Genomic DNA, 19,592 nt, shown 5'->3' on the forward strand with positions numbered 1-19,592 from the left:
TGCAGATAAATTTACTATATTTAGTGTTGTGGTTGTTCCTCCGGTATTTCCACATCGGCATAGTTCAGCTTCTCACCGTCGCGGATTAGGAATACATCATCAGTGCAGCCGTTCTTCTGCTGAATGTATCTCTTTACCGCCACGTCTACGAACTTAGGTTCAATCTCCACGCCGTAGCAGATGCGTTCCGTCTGCTCGCAGGCAATGAGCGTTGATGCTGAACCAAGAAAGCCATCAAGGACTATGCCGTTAGTCTGGGTGGAGAGTTTTACGAGATAGGCAATGAGCGGTACCGGCTTGCTGCTCGGATGCCCGAAACCGTCTTCCTTTGAATTCCTGATGCCGTCAAACTCAAACACCACGGTCTGCTTCTGATCGCCATACCACTTGTGGGTTCCGTCCTTGCGCCAGCCGTAGATGATCGGTTCCATGTTGTACTTCCAGTCTGTTCTTGAAAGAGGGAACCGCGGCTTCTTCCAAATCAAACCGGCACCAACCTTAAAGCCTGCATCCTCAAAGGCATCATAGAAAATGCGGGACTTGGAGGTGGCGTAGAACTCGTAGAAGGACGCATCCTTTGCCATGCTGTTTTTGAAGTTGGCAAAGACCTTCATCAGAAACTCATAGGCTGACTTGTCATCGAGATTGTCGTTTCTGATTTTGCCGGAGGCATTCTGTAAATCCACGAAGTACGGAGCATCGGTGCAGACAAGGTTTACCTTCACGTCCCCAAGCAGATTTTGATAGGTTTCCGGCAGAGTAGAATCACCGCAGATTACGGTGTGTCTACCAAGATGCCAAACGTCACCGGTCTTGGAGAAACACGGTTTCTGCAACTCTGCCTCTACATCGAAGTCATCATCTTCCCCCTCAGCATCATTTGCAAAGAGCTCTGCCAGCTCATCCTCGGAAAAGCCCGTCATGGAGAGATCAAAACCTAAGTCCTGCAGTTCCTGCATTTCCACGGCCAGCAGTTCTTCATCCCATCCGGCATCAAGTGCCATGCGGTTATCCGCCAGAATGTATGCCTTCTTCTGCGCCTCGGTGAGATGGTCAGCAAAGACGCACGGTACTTCGGTAATGTTCTCAGCCTTGGCGGCGAGCAGTCGTCCGTGACCGGCAAGAACGTTATAGTCTTTATCTATAATCACCGGATTCACAAAACCGAACTCCCTGAGAGACGAGCGGAGCTTGGTGATCTGCTCAGGTGAATGTGTACGTGCATTATTCACGTAAGGGATCAGCTTATCGGTGCTGACCAGCTGAAATTCTGTAGTTGTTTTCATAGGGTTCCTTAATTCCCTTAAAGCCTCACCGTGCAGTCGGTGAACGTTTCTTATTCCGTAATTCAGATCGTCTGCAATCTTCTCCCACGATTGACCTAGAACGTACCGTTTGACCAGCAAATCCTGGTAAACGTAATTATTTATCTTACGGATTGCTCGGGATATCTCGCAGGTAACATTAACCAGATCAGCCATAGTCTCACAGAGTTCTTCCTGTAAATCCATAATCTTTTGGGTACATTCCTCAAGCTTGTAGTTCGATGCCGTACTCTTCGGGGAATCAGAGTAAGTTACTGAGCAGTCGTTCACCAATGCCTTGTAATGTTCAATTTGCTCCTTGATTGTATCCACCCTGCGTTCCAGGTTAATGCCTCTCATCAAAAATTCTTTAGCGTTCATTTGTTTTCTCCTAAATCTGCTTTAACCGCATCAATCAATGCGTTCTGAGTTAATTCCTTTTTCGATAATGCCTTCAGCACCCGTTCATCAATGGTTCCTTTGGCAATGATGTGCTGGATCACCACAGTGCCGGAGGTCTGACCCTGTCGCCACAGTCTCGCATTGGTCTGCTGATACAGCTCCAGCGACCAGGTAAGACCGAACCACACCAGTGTCGAACCGCCGGACTGAAGGTTAAGTCCGTGACCGGCAGAAGCGGGGTGGATGAGTGCCACTGGGATCTTTCCGGCATTCCAGTCGGTGATGTCTTTCGAGGTTTTGATTTCCCGGACATCAAACCTCTTTCTGATCCTCTCAAGGTCGTGCTTAAACCAGTAGGCCACCAGAAGGGGATTGCCGTTGGCTGATTCGATGATGTCTTCCAGGGCATCAAGTTTTCTTTGGTGGAACTCCACGATGTTCTTGGTATCGTCGTAAATTGCTCCGTTGGCAAGCTGGCTGAGTTTGTTGGTAAGGGCTGCTGCGTTGGGAACGGTGATCTCCTCATCGGAAAGAGTCATCACTAGCTCTGACTTAAGCCTCTCGTACTGCTTTCGTTCATCATCCGACAGCACCACCTCGTACTGGGTTGAAATCAGTTCAGGCATCGTGAGGTGGTCGGTACACTTCATGGAGATGGTGATATCCGAGATGCGTCGGTAGATTTCCTCTTCAGCTCCTTCCCTCGGCTTGTAGGAAAACACCTGCTGGGCGTTCCTCTTGTCGGGCATGAAGTAGCATTCCCTGTATCTCGTGATGAACTTTCCTAAGCGTTCGCCCATGTCCAGCAATCTGAATTCAGACCACAGATCCATCAGACCGTTTGATGAAGGTGTACCTGTAAGACCTACGATACGCTTAACCTTTGGACGTACCTTCATCAGAGCTTTGAAGCGTTTGGCGGTGTGGTTCTTGAAGGAAGACAGCTCATCGATAACCACCATGTCGTAGTCAAAATTACCGCTCTCGACAAGCCACTGGATGTTTTCCCGGTTGATGATGGTTATGTCGGCATTCTTTGCAAGTGCCGCTTTGCGTTCTGCCAATGTACCCACAGCCACGGCATAGGTTAGGTGCTTGAGATGTTCCCATTTGCTGATTTCCGTAGGCCATGAGTCTCTGGCTACTCGTAAGGGACCGATGATCAGTGCTTTGCTGATCTCGAAGGAGTCAAACATCAGTTCAGAGATTGCCGTCAGAGAAATTATCGTCTTACCCATACCAAGCCCCAGAAGAACCGCTGCCACATGGTGTTCTTCGATGTAGTTAATGGCATAAGCCTGATAATCATGGGGTTTGAAGTTCATTCAGCATTCCTCCTATCTGTTCAATTCCGTCAATCACATACACTCTGAAACCCAACCGCCTTAACATCTCATGCCTTGCTGCCTGCAGTGCTCTTGGCTTCATGCCTGGAGCTTTAAGTTCGGCAAAGGCACATACACCTCCTGGAAGCAGCACCAGGCGATCCGGCATTCCGGCAAAGGAGGGAGATACGAACTTCGCTGCTATGCCTCCTTTGGCTTTAACCATCACAGTCAGATGGTGCTCGATAAATTTCTCGTTCACAGGATGTCCTCCAAAGGATCTGCTAAATCGAAAGCTGCATAGACGGCTGAATAGAAGTTATCGATAGGCCGGCCTTTGTATGAACATACCGGTTTGCCCTGATTGCAGCTGACAAAGTGCTTATTTTCCGAATCGACCTTAATTTCCAGTAGCTTGTGTTTGTAAACAAGCCAGAACTGTTTGCGGTAGTATCCGCCATATTTCTGATTCCATTTTTTCTTGAGAAAATTCTTTCTGCGTTTGGCTCGATTCTTCATCTGACGCTCACGCTCCTGCGCCGCCAGAATATTTCCCTGCATAACGCCGGCACAGATACATCCGACTCTAAGCTCCTCGAAGTAAAGCAGGTGATCCATCACATGGACGAAGCGAACCTTGCTGCAATCGCACAGCTCGCATGTTGCCAACGGTGCTTCTTCGTCATCCTCCCGTACATCGATTATTTCCTTGCAGAACCATCCATCTAAAGGGGCTCCCCAATTTTTCAGTTTTTTCTGACATCTTGCGAGATAAAACTCGCTGTAAATCTCTTCCAATTTTCTCTCCATCAAGAGGGTGCAGATTGCTGTTCCGCACCCCTGATTTTTAACCTAAGTGCAAGGTCGATCGACGTCTCCTATAAAACTCCTCTATATAGAAATATTTTTATTTATTTTTCCCTAAAGGACTTTTTATATACAACATTGATCGACATTGCATATCCTTGATTTATAAGGGTTTGTGCATTTTGATGGCAATGTCGTGCAATGTTGACAGTTGTTCACAAAAGCATCGTTTTGGTCTTAAACCCCACTTTTGCAAATGACCTTGCAGACATTGACAGACCTTGCCACCCGCACACGCACTTTCTGATGAATCAGCTCATAAAATCATCACCGATTCTCAGTTTTAACCCCTTGTAGCAGCGCTTCCTTTTGATGGTAATTCGCTCAAATCCCGCACGATCCAAAGCCGCATAAAAGTCAGTTGTGCTGCGGGTGTATTCGCCCATTTCGGTACAATAACCGCGGTACGTCTGATACAGTTCTGAAGAACTTTCAGTGAATGAATCGCCCACCTCGCATTTATCCTCAAGGAAGTGTCCGAACCAGTTGTTCTGCTCCCGATATGCCTCAATGGCCTGTTTGACGCATGGGGGAACGGGAACCTTGAAGTCGAGCTCGATTGCCTTCCTCGCACCCTCGATAAGCCACGCCAGGATAGCCTCCCCGGCATTTTCGAAGAGGTATTTGGCGTAGTTTTTCCTGTCTCCCTCGCCCTCAATTTTGGCGTTGAACGGGATAACGATAAGTCTTCGCCAGATACCGTCATCAGAGGCACTCACCCTTGGCAGGTGATTGGTATAGAGCACCAGGGTGTGGCATGGACTGAAGGAGAAAGGATCCTTGTATTTCTTTTCTGCAAAGATCTTGTCAGTGGAACAGAGCTGCTTTACCACAGAGTCATTGAGCCTTGCTCCTTCCTGCATTTCTGAAGCTATAAGGAGTCGCTTTCCCTTGGCCTCGGCGAGTTCCGGTTTAATGTTCCTGTGGCACCCTGTGGTAAGGGCATCTGCTGAGATGTTGCCGCTGTAGGAACCCAGCACCATGGCTATGACGTTCCAGAAGGTGGACTTGCCGTTACGACCGATACCGAGTGCAATAAACAGAGCTTCCACCAGTACCATGCCGATGATGGCGATACCGCAGTTAATCTGAACGTACTCAATCAGCACTCTATCCCGGCAGAAAAACAGATTCAGCGCATCGTTCCAGAGCTTTTCTCCTTTATTGCCGGGGGACACGGCGGTCATCTTGGTAATGAAGTCATCCGGTGAATGTTCTCTCGCTCCGTTAATCCCTTTACGCAGGTCGTATGTGGCTGTCGGCGTACACAGAACATAAGGATCTGAGTCCAGCTCGTTTGGTGAGATTTCCAGTTTTGGCCGAGCTTCTTTGAGTACAGCCGAGACGTTCTTGGATTCACGGCAGCGCATGGTAAAAGCCCGATAGGTGTTTGCGGCGTTTAGGGCATCAAGTGCCTCTGTCTGCTCATCGTTCATCAGACTGGCTGCTTTCTTTTTGGAAGTTGCGGTATCAAGAATTTCCTGAGCACCGCATTCATCCATGCGGACAAGAGCCTTCATGATTTCAACATTGGCTTCTTCCAACTGACGTCTTGTGAGTTCATGAGCTACAGCTTGAGCACCGGACTCGGTTTCCTTCCAGTGGTTATCTACGTAGCGGATATAGTGAGTGGCCGGAGAGTAACGGAGTTCACAGGCAAAATATTTTGCCAGCACTTCAGCTTGACCTACATCGGAGTAGTCTTCTGGTTTGTAGCTGACTTCGGTGTTGTAGGTATCCGGATCAACGTATCCTTCCTGTTTTTGCACTCCGATAAAGAACCGTTGAGCACTGTGCCAGATTGTCTGCAGCTCATCATCGTGAAGTGGAGGACTGCATTTAGAGGCTTCTTCCAGAAAGCACTGATAGGCCTTGTCGGTATCACCGAATTTCTTGATGATCTTTCCGGCGTACTGGCTCATGGTGTTGTTGCGGTTTCCTTCTTGAATTACCCGGTTGCCGTACTGCCCCTGATTAAGATCCTGATCGAACGGTGCCGCATTCTGCAGAAATTCTGTAAGGTTCATAAAGCCTTTATGGAGTTCCACCTTAGGATCTGATGTGCCGTAAAAGAACCTTGCGGCGTCAAGGGCGTTGGTGTCGAAATAAGGAAATATTCCGTTCACCACGGTTTTTAGATTTGCGTAGGCGGCATGGTCGGTTATGCGTTCAATCGGAAACAGAATATGGAACCTTGGGCGTGCAGACTTGTTTTCCTTCACCCGGTTGTGGTGCTGACTGTAATGAACGAGAAAGGTGACGTTCGGAAATGCATGTGCAACATCATCCGGTGTAATCCAATCAGCAGGATTCTCTGAGTGGTCATTGTCGCAGTCCACCGGCAGACAGTCGCTGCTTATGAAATTATCCTTGCTGCGGTAGTTTCCCTTGTACTCGGCGCATACATAGTCACGGATTACAGCCGAAAGCAGACTCTTCTCGTCGGTTACCTCGACGTGATTCGGATACAGACAGTTCCATTTGATGCCGATAACATTGGCACGGTAAAGATTGATCATGGCCATCAGTCTACAATCTCCTTTGATTCTTCCTCCAGAACCTTGACCACGAACTTCAAAGCCCGGAGCATAGTCTCAAGCTCGCAGTCTCCGCCCAGATAAAGTTCGAATTCGGCTGTGTTGCCGTTCTCGGCTCGGAATCTCTTCACGAACATGTCTGTTCCACCAAGATCTTTGATGCGAATGTAGGTGCGACCTCCGCAGCTGGCATTGCCTCCCTTAAAGCCGTTGGTGCCGACTTCAACTTCCAGTGTATTGGCGCTAGATACCTCACGGGTAAATGTAGAGAGCTTGGTTCCGTCCGGCAGAACCCTTGTCTTTTCCTTGATTGCAAACATAAAAATCTCCTGATAAGTGAGTTAAAACTGTGGGCTTTGTTTTGCCCCTACACTTATCTAATGGACGAGGAAAAGGTGTTTTGACGAAACGGAATGAAAAAAAGTGAAAATATTTGAATTTCTGCTCAGAAGATGAGCACTTTGAAGCAGTTAAAAAAGTCAGATTTTCCCTAATGAAATGAGATATTCGGGAAAGACATCAAATGAAAAAGTTTTAAATTTAATCGGGTTTCAAATAAATACCTGTTTAATCTCTGCTTTTGTTACTGATGAGCTTGATTTACAGAGGTATTTATTTCATCATCGTGCTAACTGTAGAAACATTCATGAAAGAGGTTAAATTTAATGAATAAACAGGAACTTATTGAAATAATCGCAGAAAAGAGTCATACGACCAAGTCAGATAGCAAAAAGATGCTAGACGCTTTTATAGAAACTGTATCCGAAACATTAGCCCAAGGTGACAGTGTTCAGCTTATTGGCTTTGGTTCCTTTAAGACATCTGAAAGAAAGGCTCGTAGCGGACGAAACCCACGCACCGGAGAAACAGTCTCAATCCCAGCAAAGAGAGTACCTTCATTTACGGCTGGCAATGCGTTAAAAGAAGCAGTGCAGTCAGACAAGTAATCACATTTAATGCACATGAGAGAGTCAAGCTTTTTTTTGTGTGTGCGTGAATAAAAAAAACGTCCATTACCAGTTATTAAGGAAATGGACATTTGTATGGTAAATAAGCATTCTTACTATATTTGAATGCGATTTTTATTTAACTGTTATGCAAAAAATGTAGCGGGCAATTTGAAAGGGTTATGTTCTCAGGATTAACGTTAATATTATTTTCATTTAGCAATTTTATTACTTCATCTTTCATTTTTTCGGGCGTTTCTGGTCCTAATGTAATAGACGAAAATAAATTACCGAAATTATAACATGGCTGTTCCAATTCTAAGAGAATACTGCCGTTGATTTTTACGATATCGGGTTGATGGAGGGCTACAAGCAATCGTATTTCATATTCTTTTTTAAACGACTCATGTTTTATTGTTGCTGACCACTGACACATTTCTTTTATTAAGTCTTTTTTTTCTTTGTTTTTATTTGACCAATATGCAAATTTTGATACGGCATCGAGCATTGAATTTCCGTTATCAAAATTGGGTACATATAGAATTGGTTTTATATCTACCAAATCAAAATTCTTTTGCAGCTGTGGATTGTTTCGTTCTTTAATGCTCTCAATTAAACTCATTAAACGAGACATAGGGATTTCTAAGCATATACCACATGGTTCTTTCATAGCATTCGTACCTTTTTTTACACCGTAACGTTCCCATTGAGCGGCATCATCTTTAAGTGCAGAAAAAGAAAATGAAAAAATTTTTGATGTGTAGTAGTTATATAATTTTTCGAATGCTTCTTTCTTATTTTTTTCTTTATCGTTTGATTCATTGTACATTGTTTTGTAGAATTCAAATAAAGCTCTGCCTTCTTTTTTATCATTCATATCGGTGATACGACTGAGTTTTAATGATTTTCCTGTAATAATCTTCTCTAACGTTTCGTAAGTTGTGTAATGGTACAAATTGATATTATTGTATAAAGATTGAATTATATTTTTGAATTTTTGGGTTCTTTCAAGATACAAACATTGATGAAACACGTACAAATTGTTCAAAAAAAAGTCTTTAATTAGAGCGTTTGATTGATCTTTGAAATATTGATCTTCAAAGCTAAGTTCTTCTAGACTTTCTAGTTTTTTACATATATCTTCGGCAAAAGAAAGAAAATCATTATTTCTCGAATCTGTCGTATTATTTTGTTCTTGCATTTGTATTATCCTATCCTACTAATTTAATGCACAATTAGTCCTGTATATGCGATCATTGTTATATGCATAATAGATGCATGTAAAGTATTTTTTAATCTTTTTTGTAATATGGAGATGTATAACCTGCGGCCTGCAGGATCAAACCATCAGCCCAGGGAGGTGTGCGTCCCATAAGTTCACACACGGCATCAAGGCTCATATGAGGATCAGCTTCGATGACTACTTCGTCATGTATATGCATCACGATACTGCAGTGCCGGAGCGTCTGCATGGCATAGCAGAGAATGTCTCTGGCGATTGCCTGAACGATGTTTTCAACGAACTTGGGACCGTAGCTCTCAATACGTTCCCATTTCTTAGTAGCACCAATGCCTTCATAGGTAACACTCTTACCTCCGAACTGGTTCATGCCGATGCGGGGTTTTACGTATGCGAGTTTTCTGCCAGAAGGTAAAGTTATAAAAAGCATTCCGCTTTTGAAGGAGAAGGTAAGCCCGTGTGTTTTGGTGGTGTTCCTTTTACTTACTGCTTCCATTACGGCACTGTCGACAGCCCACCAGAACTTTACGATATTAGGATTGGAATTACGCCATGCGGTAACGAGGGGCCGGAGTTCTTCTTCCTTAAGTCCCATTTCGATAGCTCCCATTGCCTTTAATGCACCGACACCTCCGCCATAACCAAGGGCCAATTCCGCAATTTTTCCTTTCTGTCTCAGATGCCCATTTACTCCGTGTTTTTCCACTGGAACTTTGAACATCTGACTGGCACTGGCGCAATAGATATCACCACCTTTACGGAATACATCAGACCGCCATTTCTCCCCGGCAAGCCAGGCAATCACACGTGCTTCGATTGCAGAGAAGTCAGCCACATAAAACAGCTTTCCTTCAGGAGGTACGAAGGCTGTTCTGACAAGCTGGGACAGGGTATCCGGAACATCATCGTAGAGCATAGAGACAGATTCGTAATCACCGGAGCGCACAAGAGCTCGAGCCTCATCGAGATCAGACATGCTGTTTCTTGCCAGATTCTGAAGCTGTACGATTTTGCTTGAAAACCTCCCGGTGCGATTGGCACCATAGAACCTGAATAGACCTCTGGCTCGGTTGTCAGCACATACAGCATTCTGCATTGCCTGGTATTTCTTGACGGCTGATTTGGCAAGCTGTTGCCTTAACGAAAGCACTTTGCAGAGCTCCGGTGGGGCGTTCTTCATGAGCTCTGCCACGGCTTTCTTGTCTAGAGATTCTGTCATGAGTCCGTTTTCGGCGAGCCATTCCTTCATCTGCTGTACCGAGTTGGGATTCTCCAAAGTGGTGAATTCCTTCATGGCCGTTATGAGTTCTTCCCGGGATCTGGCATCCATGTAGATCGCCTGACGCACCAAATCCATGTCAACCAGAACCCCGCGGTCGTTGATCTGCTGATCGATGATGTATTCCTCCCAGATAAAGTCCGGTACTGGATACCTGGAGAGACGATGCTGTATTTCCATTTCGGTTTCCACGTCTCGGAGATTGTAGCGTTTAAACGTTTCCCACTTGTCGGGAGCATGGTGGGGGAGATTGCGGGTTCTGCCACCGTTGCTCTGAGTCGGAGCGCATGGTTTGCAGAAGTAGCGGATGAGATCTTTGCCCTCCGAGAGCTTCTGTTTCTCAAGTCCCAGAACGGCACCGACACCTTCAAGAGACTGTGGCAGTCCCAGTGTCGCAGCCCACACCATGTCGCAATGCCAACCATCAGGGCTGAGATAGGTACCGGGAGTAAGTCCTAGATACCTGGAGAGACAGATCCTTTCAAAGGATGCGTTAAAGCTGTGTTTGATTATCTTCTCATCGGTGAGAGCCTTTAAAATTTCATCCGGCACCTTCTCACCGCAGGCAAGATCGTAAACCTGTACCGGTTGACCATCTACGCTGCAGGCAAAGAGTAGGATTTCAAAATCAGGTGATTCAGCGTAGCGGTACACACCGCTTTTGGTAATGTCCACGCTGGAAAATGTTTCGAGATCCAAACAGATTGATTTCATTTCAATACCTCACAAAAAAGGGTAGCAGTCATAGCCGCCACCCTCGATAAAATAGTTAATTTTACTTAGCGGAGTCGCTTCCATCTGAGCCACAGACGTGAAATCAGATACGTCGTGAACTCAAAGACAAAGGCTGCAATAATTCCGCTGAATACACCGGAGCAGAAACCGGTGATAAAGATTTCTGAAGAGTCCATGTGCTATCCCAGAAAATCCTCTTCATCATCTGCAGTAGCAAAGTCGCTCTCGGCACTTGCTCTGCCGCCCAGCGGTTCACCGTCCTTAATCTTCTGCAGATTGTTAAGACCGCAGGCAATACCCTTATTGCCGTTGGCATTGAATGCATAGAAACTGATGGAGGCTCTGCCGTAACAGCCGGAGTAGACTTCAGACTTGTCGAGGATTTCATTCCTGTTGGCATCAACCACACCGGGTGCTGTTGCAGAGTTCGCATTCACGAAGTAGGCATTGGCATAAGCCGGATCATCCGGACGTTCCAGATCACCATCACGTAGAGGAGTTCTGAGAGTGCTCAGAGCAGGTACAGACTTGGCGTTGCCCTTAAGCTTTGACTGACCATCACGGTAGGCCTCTTCAATGGCTGCCTTGATTTTGCCCACAGTCACGGTGTCGGACTTAGGAATGATGAGAGACACACTGAACTTCGGCTTGCCGCCTTCCATAGCCTTTGGTTCCCATACATTTGCATAAGACCATCTGGTGTTAACACCTGTAATTACTTTTGTAGCCATAATTTATTCTTCCTTAAAATCTAAAGATGCACTTGAAACTGCCGGTCTTTTATCGCTCTCCGGTACGAGCGTTGGTTTGCCTTTCGACTTGGCAATAAGTCCTGAAAGAAGCTCATCAAATCGAGCTTTCCCGAGGAGCTTCTGCATGGCGGTGATGCCTATGAGTTTCTTCTCGAACGGATCGAACCCTGCCTCGCATACAGCCTTGATTACCTTGTCCTCGCTGGTGAACTTTCTAACTGAACGTCCTTCCACAAGCTTCCATCCGTGCCATTCCTTACCGCCAATGGCCTGCTTCAGAGCATATTCCTTGATGTCATTTGCCCATGCTGTAAGTTCATCAACCTGGGAAAGGATCACTTCGATTTCAATGTCCTCAAGTAGATCTGGAAGTTTGAAATCATGCTTTGACAGCAGAAGGTTGGCCTCGGCTCTGGCACGGCAGGCGTGTTTTGCTTTACAGAATCCGCACCATTCACCGGCACAGAATTTACCTTCACCGGCAAATGCCAGACTGGCTATAGGCTTCAGTGTGTTTTCAGCCCATTGGAGGAGTTCTTCCCGGGAAATCTCCCAGGTGCTGATGTTCTCCCGGCGGGGCTGATAGATGGTCATGCTGATGGTGTCGATGTCGTAAAGAACATCGAAAAGGTCGAGAGCTCCAAGGGCGTAGCACTTCATCTGCGGATTGTTTTCAGCCTCCACAAGAACGCCCAGACCGTGTTTGTAGTCCACGATGTGCAGTGTTCCGTCAGATACGATGATGCAGTCTGCTGTACCGAAGCCCTCTGGAACCCATTGAGAAAAATCAACTCGCTGCTCAATGAGTACCTTCGGATCTGAGCAGGTTTCCTTCACTTTCTCCACGAGAGACAGCACGTGGGTGGCATAGCCGTTGGCGCAGTCATCCATTTCCTCGCTGTATCTGGTGAGGTTTGGTGTTGGATCATCCGCTTCCATTCCTAGCGCGGTTTTCAGCTTGAACTCGCAGAGCTCATGAGCTTCAGTTCCTTCAGCAGCATACTCGCTGCCGCCGTCTCCCGGAAACTGCTCACAGAGACGGACAGAAGGCGGACACATCAGCCAGCGGTGCGATGCCGAGGCAGATAAGATTGCGTGAGAGTCAGGCATTCTTGAGTCCCTCCGCATCTTTCAGCAGTGCTGCATAGTCATTCGGATCAATGGCTGAGAGCTTGGATGCTCCGTACTTTTCCAAAAGAGACTTCACACCTTCGCGGTTACCGCTTCTGGCAATGTCAGAAAGAATTCCGCGTACATCCTCTAGGGTAGGCTCTGGTTCTGCTGTTGCATTGTTGGTAGTAACCTCGGCGGCTGATGGCTGCGACTCATTACCGGGAACAGATTGTTCTGATGCCCCCAAGCTCTGAAGCAGAGCAGACAGTTCATTCACAGCTTCACCGATTAGTTCAGCTGCGTTCTTAAGCTTTGTAATTGTTGGTTCGATTGTCATAAAAAACTCCATTAGATTTAAGTGTGGCAAGTGTTTTTGCCATTCGTGCTGATACTCGTGAGATTGCGGTAAGTACCGTAATCAGTTCACGATCCCTCCGTTTTGGGGAACGATAAGCCTTTCTCATGTTTAACCTCCTTAAATTGGGTGGCCTATACTTATCTAATGGGCGATAAAGGTTGAATTTGACGAAACATAACTACACAATTTTCAGAAATATGTCCGACTGCTTAAAAAACAATCGGACAGCAGGTGCGGACGCCCCTGAAGTTCAATTATTAGAATACTTCCGGGAACTCTTTCTTTAGGATTTCACGGACCTTGTTCAGCCTTGAGCGGAACGTGGTACGACAAACACCTATGCGTTCGGCAATCTCGGTATCAGTCAATTCATCATCACGAAGTTTGCCTATCTTCAAGGCCTCCGGCATTAGTTCTTGCAGTCGTTTCAATAGATGATTGAGTTCATCTGCATCACATAAAAGCTCCTCCATAAGTTCAGAACCATCCACGACAACGTCCAGAAGTTCCATTTCGTCTTCTGATGAACAGTCAGTGACAGGTTCATCAAGAGATACAGTTTCTGGAAGATTCTGATGAATGCAGTCGGCACAGACCGTATCGCACTGCCACCACTTAGCTCTAGGGCATTTGCAAAGGCCATGGGCCTGCATTCGTTTACGATGGTTGCTACAATATTTCATATACTCGGCATAAGTTTCATTTGGAACCTCAATCCATTTGTTACTTGGTTTATCAAAGATTTTTGCCATTGCGGCTTCTCCTGTTCGGAAAAACCGAAGCGGAGAAAACCGTTATGGCTGAATTGTCTCGTGTACATATAAGGTCACCTCGCGGGATAGTCCCCGTTTCGGAAGTGACCAGTGGTGCATGACACCGGACTGTTAATGAAAATTCGCCTGTTTCAGCCATGCACTCATCAATTTGCAACTTGATGAGCTTACGCAGGCGAGTGTTAAAAAATAGGTATTGCTCTTAGCTTTCTATTAGTAGCCACAAGAGCCGGTTAAATCTGACGTTTTGGAGGAGTTGTCCCATCCATTTGGTCAAGAATCAAACAAAAAAAGCAGGCATCGATAAGGGTGTCTGCTTGGATAACGCACTTTTGAAAATGTGATCTACTTAACAATTAATGCGAGCGGCTGATTGTACACGTTTATTGAAAGTCCGTGTGAAAATAAAACGCCCTTTGGGGCTAAGTGACGATTAATTGATAATGTCTGGTATATTTATTATTCGTTTGAGGTGAAATGTGTAAGTTTTTGATGCAAAAGTGGGCAAAATGTGATCTTTATAAGATTTTTTGTGCTTCGAATATAAAATGTATTTTTGGTTATTGACAACCAAAACAACCGGTGATAGACTTTATTACAGTTGTTGATTTGGTTATGAATAACCATAAATAGAGGTAATTATGTTATACAGAAAAGAAAACTTAAATATTGAGTCTAAGGCAGTAAGTGAAATCACTTCTAATATTATTAGTTTTATCAGAGGAAGGGGCGTAGTTGAACCTCAGTTGTGCTTTGTTCTTGTTTATGCAGCACACCTGGCTTTGACAAATAATGTTAACGATGCTGATGATTTACTTTCTTTTATCGAAGAAAATGTTTCTGAGCAGAGAGCAATGTTTGTCAAAGAGTTTGCAAGAGATAATATTAAAATAGCTATTCAAATTTCAGAGTCTTTTTCAGATGAAGATCTCCTTGCGTACATGTTTGTATTTCCAAGAGAATCAGCAGGAAGAGTAAGTGCTGAATGTGGTACACCTGAATCGATTTCAAAGTTAGCAATTAAGATTTTAAATATTAGAGAAAATGAAAATATAGCTGATTTTGGAAGTGGGGTTGGAGATTTCATTACATCGATTTCTGAAAATAATGATAAAAGTAATGTATATGGAATTGAGATAAATACTTATTCCTGTGAAATTTCAAAAATAAGAGCAGAATTGTTTGCTGCCAATAATGTTGAGGTGGAACTTGGAGATATGTTCGCCGTCGCAGATGATAGGAAGTTTGATAAAATTTTTTCAAACTATCCTTTTGGGATGCGACTAATTAATCTTAATGCATCTACAGGATACGTTGATTCTCTTCTTAAGAGAATGCCGGAAATAAAGAGAGCAACGTCTGCAGATTGGATTTTTAATTCATTGCTCCTTGATCATCTTGAAGATGATGGTAAGGCCGTTGCAATAATGACAAATGGTAGTACATGGAATAGCATTGATCAGAAAATACGAGAGTATTTTGTACGGAATGGGTTGATCGAGGCTGTTATAGCATTACCTTCTAAATTGTTTGAATTCACTAATATTCCTACAACTATGATTGTGTTTAGTAGAAATAACAAGAGCGTAAGGTTGATCGATTCTACCGCTATTTGTGAACAGGGTAGAAGACAAAATATTATAACGGATACTAATATCGATCAGATTATTCGCTTGCTCAATGAAGATGGGGAACAGGCTATTACTGTTGATTTCAAGACACTTCAGCAAAATGAATTTGTGTTGAATCCTTCAAGATATTTGGAATATACAGTGGAAATTGAAGATGGGGTTGAGTTTGGTAGTTTAATTAAAAGTATCACTCGAGGGGCTCAACTAAAGGCTAGTGAACTTGATGATATGGTTTCTGAAGATCCTACTGACATCCAATATTTAATGCTGGCGAATATTCAGAATGGAATGATCTCTGAAGATTTACCGTATTTAAAAGAACTTGATCCTAAGTTAGCTAAGTATTTAATAGGGAATAAGAATCTTCTACTTTCAAAGAATGGAGCTCCTTTTAAAGTTGCGGTTGCAGAGATAGAAGAAGGCAGAAAAATACTTGGAAATGGTAATCTGTTTATCATAGCTCTAGATGAGGAAAAGGTTAATCCATTTTTTTTAAAAGCATTTTTTGATAGTGAAGTTGGTTTCGCATCACTTAAGAAAATTGTCGTAGGTACAACAATTCCAAACATTTCTTTAGAGTCGCTTAAGAAGCTCATGGTTCCTTTGCCGCCAATGGAAAAGCAAAACGAGATTGCTGATTTGTATCAGGCAAAACAGGACGAAATAAAGGTTTTACAGCTTAAACTTAAAAAGGCTCATAATGCTTTAAGAGGAATCTTCGGGGAGGTGAAGTGATATGTTGTCGATTGAAGAATTATCCGAACTTGAAGATGCTATCATGGATGTTTTGCCTGGTAAAATAACGGAAATACTTTCAAAGGCAAATAGAAGTGGAGATCTTACTGAGCTTTTGGGGCTGCTTGGTTTATCAGATTTACTTGGCAGTGAGAATAAGTTTGAAACATATAAGAACGGAAAAATAGTAGTCGTAGGTGGAACAGAAACAAAAGAAGAAATTCTTGTTTCCATAGGAAAGCAGCTTGGAATTGACAAGAATCGCTTTGAGTTTTGCTTGGACTATGAAAGCGTTCAAAAGTTTGATTTTAATAAAATGCAGTATGCTCCACAGTATCGAGTCATATTATTTGGACCGACACCTCACAGTGGTCATGGTAAAGGCGATAGTAGGAGTATTATCGCAGAAATCGAAAAAAAGGATGGTTACCCTAGAGTTGAAAGACTTATGAGTGGGCAAGAATTAAAAATAACAAAAACTAATTTTAGGGAAAAACTGAAACAGTTGTTAGATGATGGATACATATAGGGAGATATTTTGATTCGATAAAAACAATGAAATGCGATTGATATTGTGGTGAATAGGTTGCTTGAAAATACAGTATCGATCGCGGCCTAGACACTATAGCTTATATAAACGAATTTTTGAAGTTTGTAAAATAATTGTATAAAAAATATTCTTGTTTTCAGAATTTTATGTTTTTTGTGGTTTTGTAATAAGAATTTTGTATCACAACTGTGGTAACATGCAAAGTTAATCAATTTGTATGAGTTGGTGATAATTTATGTCCTGTTACTGATATTTTGTGAGGGAGGAACAGCCTATGTTGCCCGAAGAACTTGCTAGAGAAAAAATTGATAAGCAGTTGAAAAGTGTGGGCTGGGATATTGTTTCAAGAAACGAGTATATTCCCAAGAGTACTGCGGCAGTTAAAGAAGCTCTTATGAAAGGCAACAAAGAAAGCGATTATTTGCTTTTCGTAGATGACAAAGCTATTGCTGTAGTTGAGGCTAAACGTGAAGAAAACCCACTTGGTGAGGATGTAAAAGTCCAAGCAGAGAACTACGCTAACACACCTAAAGACTGGTATGGTGTATGGTTTTCAGGGCAAATTCCTTTGGTTTATTTAGCTAACGGAAAGAAAATTTATTACAAGAATTTGTTGCATCGTGGAAGCAGATACGAAGAAATTCCAAGCATGCATTCTCCTAAAAAAATGCTCCAACTTATAGGCCAATCATCCGAATATGGTGCACTTCCTTTCCTTGATAAGAATGGATTACGAGATTGCCAGTATCAGGCTGAAATAAAGTTCGAAGAATCGATTAAAGAGGGAAAGAAAAAGAGTCTTGCTGTTTTGGCTACAGGTTCAGGAAAAACTTACCTTGCTTGTCTTGCTACATACAGACTTTTAAATTATACCTCGGCTCAAAGAGTTTTGTTCTTAGCAGATCGGAATAATCTCTCTCGCCAAGCTGAAAGCGAGTTTTGTAAGTTTAATCGTACAGAAGGACAGCAGAAAATGAGTTCTTTGTATGAAATTAAAAGACTCAGAAAAGATACAGACATAAAAGCTGATATTGTAATTTCTACAATTCAAAAACTTTTTGCTGTATTAACTGGAGCTGCCCTAGAAGATGATGATAGTGAAGATGCTGAGGATGAAAAGATTTTTTCAGAGGAAGACGATACCAAGATAATAGAACTAGGCGATAATCTAAAACTTCCTCCAGATCATTTTCAACTCATAATTGTAGACGAATGCCATAGGTCCATTTACGGTAAATGGCGTGCTGTATTAGACTATTTTTCTGGTGCTCACGTTCTTGGTCTGACTGCTACCCCTACTCCTGAAGCCTATGCTTTCTTCAATAAGAATGTAATTGAAGAGTATTCTTTCGATGATTCAGTTGTTGATGGAGTTAATGTTCCATCACGTGTATACAGAATTATCACAAAGGTTACCACTCATGGAGGAACTATTAAAGCAGGGGCCACCGTTGAAGAAATCAGTCGTAGAACTGATGAACAAAGCGAGGGCGCTAGCCGAAAAAAGGTTGTTTTCCATAACCCTGTAGAGTACAAGCCTAATGTTCTTGATCGTTCTGTTGTAAATGTTTCTCAGATTAAAGAGGTTTTGGAAACATATAAAACAGCCATATATGATGAACTTTACCCTGAGCGTGAAAGAAAATGGGAATATATTCCAAAAACGCTTATATTTGCAAAAGATGATAATCATGCCTCTCAGATTGTTGATCTTGTAGAAGAAGTTTTTAGTTCTGAATTTGAATTAGGAAAGATCCCTGAACATTTTGTACAGAAGATTACCTATAGGGGCGGAAATTCTAACGAATTGATTAGGGATTTGAATAATGAGAAAGATTTCCGCATAGCTGTTACCGTTACTCTTGTTGCTACCGGAACTGATGTTCCTCCTTTAGAAGTTGTTCTTTTTATGAAAGATGTTCAATCTGAAGTTCTATATACGCAGATGAAGGGAAGAGGATGTAGAACAATTGGTGATGATAAGCTAAAAGAAGTTACCCCAAATGCAAATACAAAGGAATTTTTTTATATTGTTGATGCTGTTGGAGTTACTGAGCATTCTAAGGGGATACCTCACCCAACGATTGGTCCTGGACATAAAGATAAGATATTAACATTGGAACAACTGCTAGAGCGATTGGCTCATAATGAATTAAGTGATGATAATTTGTGTTTACTGTCAAATTATTGTGCAATGATTAATCATAGGTACGACAATAGTCAGTTATTCGGAAGACATTTGGATTATTTTATTACGACATTTGGCTTTGCGCCGAAGGAAATATCCTACAAAATTAATGAGGCATTTAATCAGCAATCGTTACCGCCGTACAATAGTCCTTCTGAGCATAATACAGAACGAATGGCTTTGATTTCCAATTTAATATCGAATATTAAGGCTAGAGAAAAACTGTTGGAAATGCAACAAGGCTATATTATAAAAACAGATAATGACCCAGATGAGTTGATTTATTCTGGTTTTTCGATTGAAACCGCAAAGACATTTATTGATGAGTTTGAGAAATATCTTGATAAAAATAAGGATGGCATAGAAGCTCTCCGTATAATATACAATTCTGAGGATACTCTGATTACACACAGCATGCTTACAGAATTAAGAGAAAGGCTACTTTCTGAAAGTCGTCAGTACGATGTGTACCAAATATGGAAAAACTATAAGCTTCTAGATGAAAAAGGCAACGTGGACGAACTGGATGTAAAAACGAATTTTAAGGCACTTACAAATTTGATTCAGATTGTTCGTTTCGCTTATGGTAAAAATGAAAAGTTGTTCTCCTTACTTAAAGGCTATGCAAAGCGATTTAGTCTTTACTGCGGACAAGAGCAAAGGGTTCTTTCTGAGTCCCAAATAGAGATTATGAAACAAATAGCTGACTACATAATTAATGATGGGGGAATATCACTAATGGAGTTAAACGAGATCGATACAGATTTATGGCGGAAAGGAGTGACGTCTTTTAAGCCAACTGTTTTTGCAGAAGAAATACAGATATTGACTCGTTTCTTATTGAAAGCCGCTTAGG

At 43.0% G+C, this 19,592-nt stretch carries 16 protein-coding genes; 4 read left to right on the plus strand and 12 right to left on the minus strand.

All coding sequences use genetic code 11. The features are described from left to right. Window positions 1-20: 20 nt before the first annotated feature. The 6 genes from F557_RS0112430 to F557_RS0112455 form a co-directional block, all read right to left on the minus strand. A complete protein-coding gene (locus F557_RS0112430; RefSeq protein ID WP_019002549.1) occupies window positions 21-1,685 on the minus strand; it encodes a site-specific DNA-methyltransferase in 1,665 nt (554 codons plus the stop codon). After that, entirely contained in the window at window positions 1,682-3,031 is a 1,350-nt protein-coding gene (locus tag F557_RS0112435) for a DEAD/DEAH box helicase (RefSeq protein ID WP_019002550.1), read from the minus strand. Before F557_RS0112435 ends, F557_RS0112430 begins: the two co-directional genes overlap by 4 nt. Then, complete coding sequence (locus tag F557_RS0112440; RefSeq protein ID WP_019002551.1) at window positions 3,012-3,293, minus strand: VRR-NUC domain-containing protein; 282 nt, start codon at window positions 3,291-3,293, stop codon at window positions 3,012-3,014. Before F557_RS0112440 ends, F557_RS0112435 begins: the two co-directional genes overlap by 20 nt. Beyond that, entirely contained in the window at window positions 3,290-3,829 is a 540-nt protein-coding gene (locus F557_RS0112445) for a hypothetical protein (RefSeq protein WP_026297902.1), read from the minus strand. The genes F557_RS0112440 and F557_RS0112445 overlap by 4 nt, the downstream gene beginning before the upstream one ends. A 320-nt stretch (window positions 3,830-4,149) precedes the next feature. After that, complete coding sequence (locus tag F557_RS0112450; protein WP_019002553.1) at window positions 4,150-6,423, minus strand: phage/plasmid primase, P4 family; 2,274 nt, start codon at window positions 6,421-6,423, stop codon at window positions 4,150-4,152. Beyond that, window positions 6,423-6,755: a hypothetical protein gene (locus F557_RS0112455; RefSeq protein ID WP_019002554.1), complete on the minus strand. Its 333-nt coding sequence runs from the start codon at window positions 6,753-6,755 to the stop codon at window positions 6,423-6,425. The genes F557_RS0112450 and F557_RS0112455 overlap by 1 nt, the downstream gene beginning before the upstream one ends. 345 nt (window positions 6,756-7,100) lie before the next feature. On the opposite strand from F557_RS0112455, the gene F557_RS0112460 reads away from it, so the two are divergent. After that, on the plus strand, window positions 7,101-7,382 hold the full coding sequence (locus F557_RS0112460) for an HU family DNA-binding protein (protein ID WP_019002555.1): 282 nt from the start codon (window positions 7,101-7,103) through the stop codon (window positions 7,380-7,382). Window positions 7,383-7,521: 139 nt separating this feature from the next. On the opposite strand, the gene F557_RS0112465 is transcribed toward F557_RS0112460, so the two are convergent. From F557_RS0112465 to F557_RS0112495, 6 genes are all read right to left on the minus strand, one after another. Then, entirely contained in the window at window positions 7,522-8,583 is a 1,062-nt protein-coding gene (locus tag F557_RS0112465; RefSeq protein ID WP_019002556.1) for a DUF2971 domain-containing protein, read from the minus strand. 91 nt (window positions 8,584-8,674) lie between these two features. Further along, window positions 8,675-10,615: a DNA polymerase gene (locus F557_RS23305; protein WP_019002557.1), complete on the minus strand. Its 1,941-nt coding sequence runs from the start codon at window positions 10,613-10,615 to the stop codon at window positions 8,675-8,677. Window positions 10,616-10,815: 200 nt separating this feature from the next. Continuing rightward, window positions 10,816-11,367 (minus strand): DUF2815 family protein, encoded by a 552-nt coding sequence (locus F557_RS0112480; protein ID WP_019002559.1) that lies wholly within the window; start codon window positions 11,365-11,367, stop codon window positions 10,816-10,818. A 3-nt stretch (window positions 11,368-11,370) separates the two neighbouring features. Beyond that, window positions 11,371-12,498 carry a DUF2800 domain-containing protein gene (locus F557_RS0112485; protein ID WP_019002560.1) on the minus strand — a complete coding sequence of 376 codons (1,128 nt, stop codon included), beginning with the start codon at window positions 12,496-12,498 and terminating at the stop codon, window positions 11,371-11,373. Beyond that, complete coding sequence (locus tag F557_RS0112490) at window positions 12,491-12,838, minus strand: hypothetical protein (protein ID WP_019002561.1); 348 nt, start codon at window positions 12,836-12,838, stop codon at window positions 12,491-12,493. The genes F557_RS0112485 and F557_RS0112490 overlap by 8 nt, the downstream gene beginning before the upstream one ends. 278 nt (window positions 12,839-13,116) lie before the next feature. Beyond that, the gene (locus tag F557_RS0112495; RefSeq protein ID WP_019002562.1) at window positions 13,117-13,611 is read right to left on the minus strand and encodes an RNA polymerase sigma factor; all 495 of its coding nucleotides are present in this window, start codon (window positions 13,609-13,611) and stop codon (window positions 13,117-13,119) included. A gap of 662 nt (window positions 13,612-14,273) precedes the next feature. Between F557_RS0112495 and F557_RS0112500 the strand changes: the two genes are divergently transcribed. The 3 genes from F557_RS0112500 (at window position 14,274) to F557_RS0112510 (ending at window position 19,591) form a co-directional block, all read left to right on the plus strand. Further along, window positions 14,274-15,998, plus strand: a complete 1,725-nt coding sequence (locus tag F557_RS0112500) for an N-6 DNA methylase (protein ID WP_019002563.1) — start codon at window positions 14,274-14,276, stop codon at window positions 15,996-15,998. A gap of 1 nt (window position 15,999) precedes the next feature. Continuing rightward, a complete protein-coding gene (locus tag F557_RS0112505; protein WP_019002564.1) occupies window positions 16,000-16,527 on the plus strand; it encodes a hypothetical protein in 528 nt (175 codons plus the stop codon). Window positions 16,528-16,822: 295 nt separating this feature from the next. Next, window positions 16,823-19,591: a type I restriction endonuclease subunit R gene (locus tag F557_RS0112510; protein WP_019002565.1), complete on the plus strand. Its 2,769-nt coding sequence runs from the start codon at window positions 16,823-16,825 to the stop codon at window positions 19,589-19,591. Window position 19,592 lies beyond the last annotated feature (1 nt).

The organism is Succinimonas amylolytica DSM 2873, from assembly GCF_000378405.1.
Lineage (GTDB): Bacteria > Pseudomonadota > Gammaproteobacteria > Enterobacterales > Succinivibrionaceae > Succinimonas > Succinimonas amylolytica.

Excerpts from the sequence above, each read along its gene's own strand:
- F557_RS0112500 (WP_019002563.1), top strand. The coding sequence starts at position 14,274 with ATGTTATACAGAAAAGAAAACTTAAATATTGAGTCTAAGGCAGTAAGT.
- F557_RS0112495 (WP_019002562.1), bottom strand. The coding sequence starts at position 13,611 with ATGGCAAAAATCTTTGATAAACCAAGTAACAAATGGATTGAGGTTCCA.
- F557_RS0112430 (WP_019002549.1), bottom strand. The coding sequence starts at position 1,685 with ATGAACGCTAAAGAATTTTTGATGAGAGGCATTAACCTGGAACGCAGG.
- F557_RS0112510 (WP_019002565.1), top strand. The coding sequence starts at position 16,823 with ATGTTGCCCGAAGAACTTGCTAGAGAAAAAATTGATAAGCAGTTGAAA.
- F557_RS0112450 (WP_019002553.1), bottom strand. The coding sequence starts at position 6,423 with ATGGCCATGATCAATCTTTACCGTGCCAATGTTATCGGCATCAAATGG.
- F557_RS0112485 (WP_019002560.1), bottom strand. The coding sequence starts at position 12,498 with ATGCCTGACTCTCACGCAATCTTATCTGCCTCGGCATCGCACCGCTGG.
- F557_RS0112455 (WP_019002554.1), bottom strand. The coding sequence starts at position 6,755 with ATGTTTGCAATCAAGGAAAAGACAAGGGTTCTGCCGGACGGAACCAAG.
- F557_RS0112465 (WP_019002556.1), bottom strand. The coding sequence starts at position 8,583 with ATGCAAGAACAAAATAATACGACAGATTCGAGAAATAATGATTTTCTT.
- F557_RS0112435 (WP_019002550.1), bottom strand. The coding sequence starts at position 3,031 with ATGAACTTCAAACCCCATGATTATCAGGCTTATGCCATTAACTACATC.
- F557_RS0112480 (WP_019002559.1), bottom strand. The coding sequence starts at position 11,367 with ATGGCTACAAAAGTAATTACAGGTGTTAACACCAGATGGTCTTATGCA.
- F557_RS23305 (WP_019002557.1), bottom strand. The coding sequence starts at position 10,615 with ATGAAATCAATCTGTTTGGATCTCGAAACATTTTCCAGCGTGGACATT.
- F557_RS0112505 (WP_019002564.1), top strand. The coding sequence starts at position 16,000 with ATGTTGTCGATTGAAGAATTATCCGAACTTGAAGATGCTATCATGGAT.
- F557_RS0112460 (WP_019002555.1), top strand. The coding sequence starts at position 7,101 with ATGAATAAACAGGAACTTATTGAAATAATCGCAGAAAAGAGTCATACG.
- F557_RS0112490 (WP_019002561.1), bottom strand. The coding sequence starts at position 12,838 with ATGACAATCGAACCAACAATTACAAAGCTTAAGAACGCAGCTGAACTA.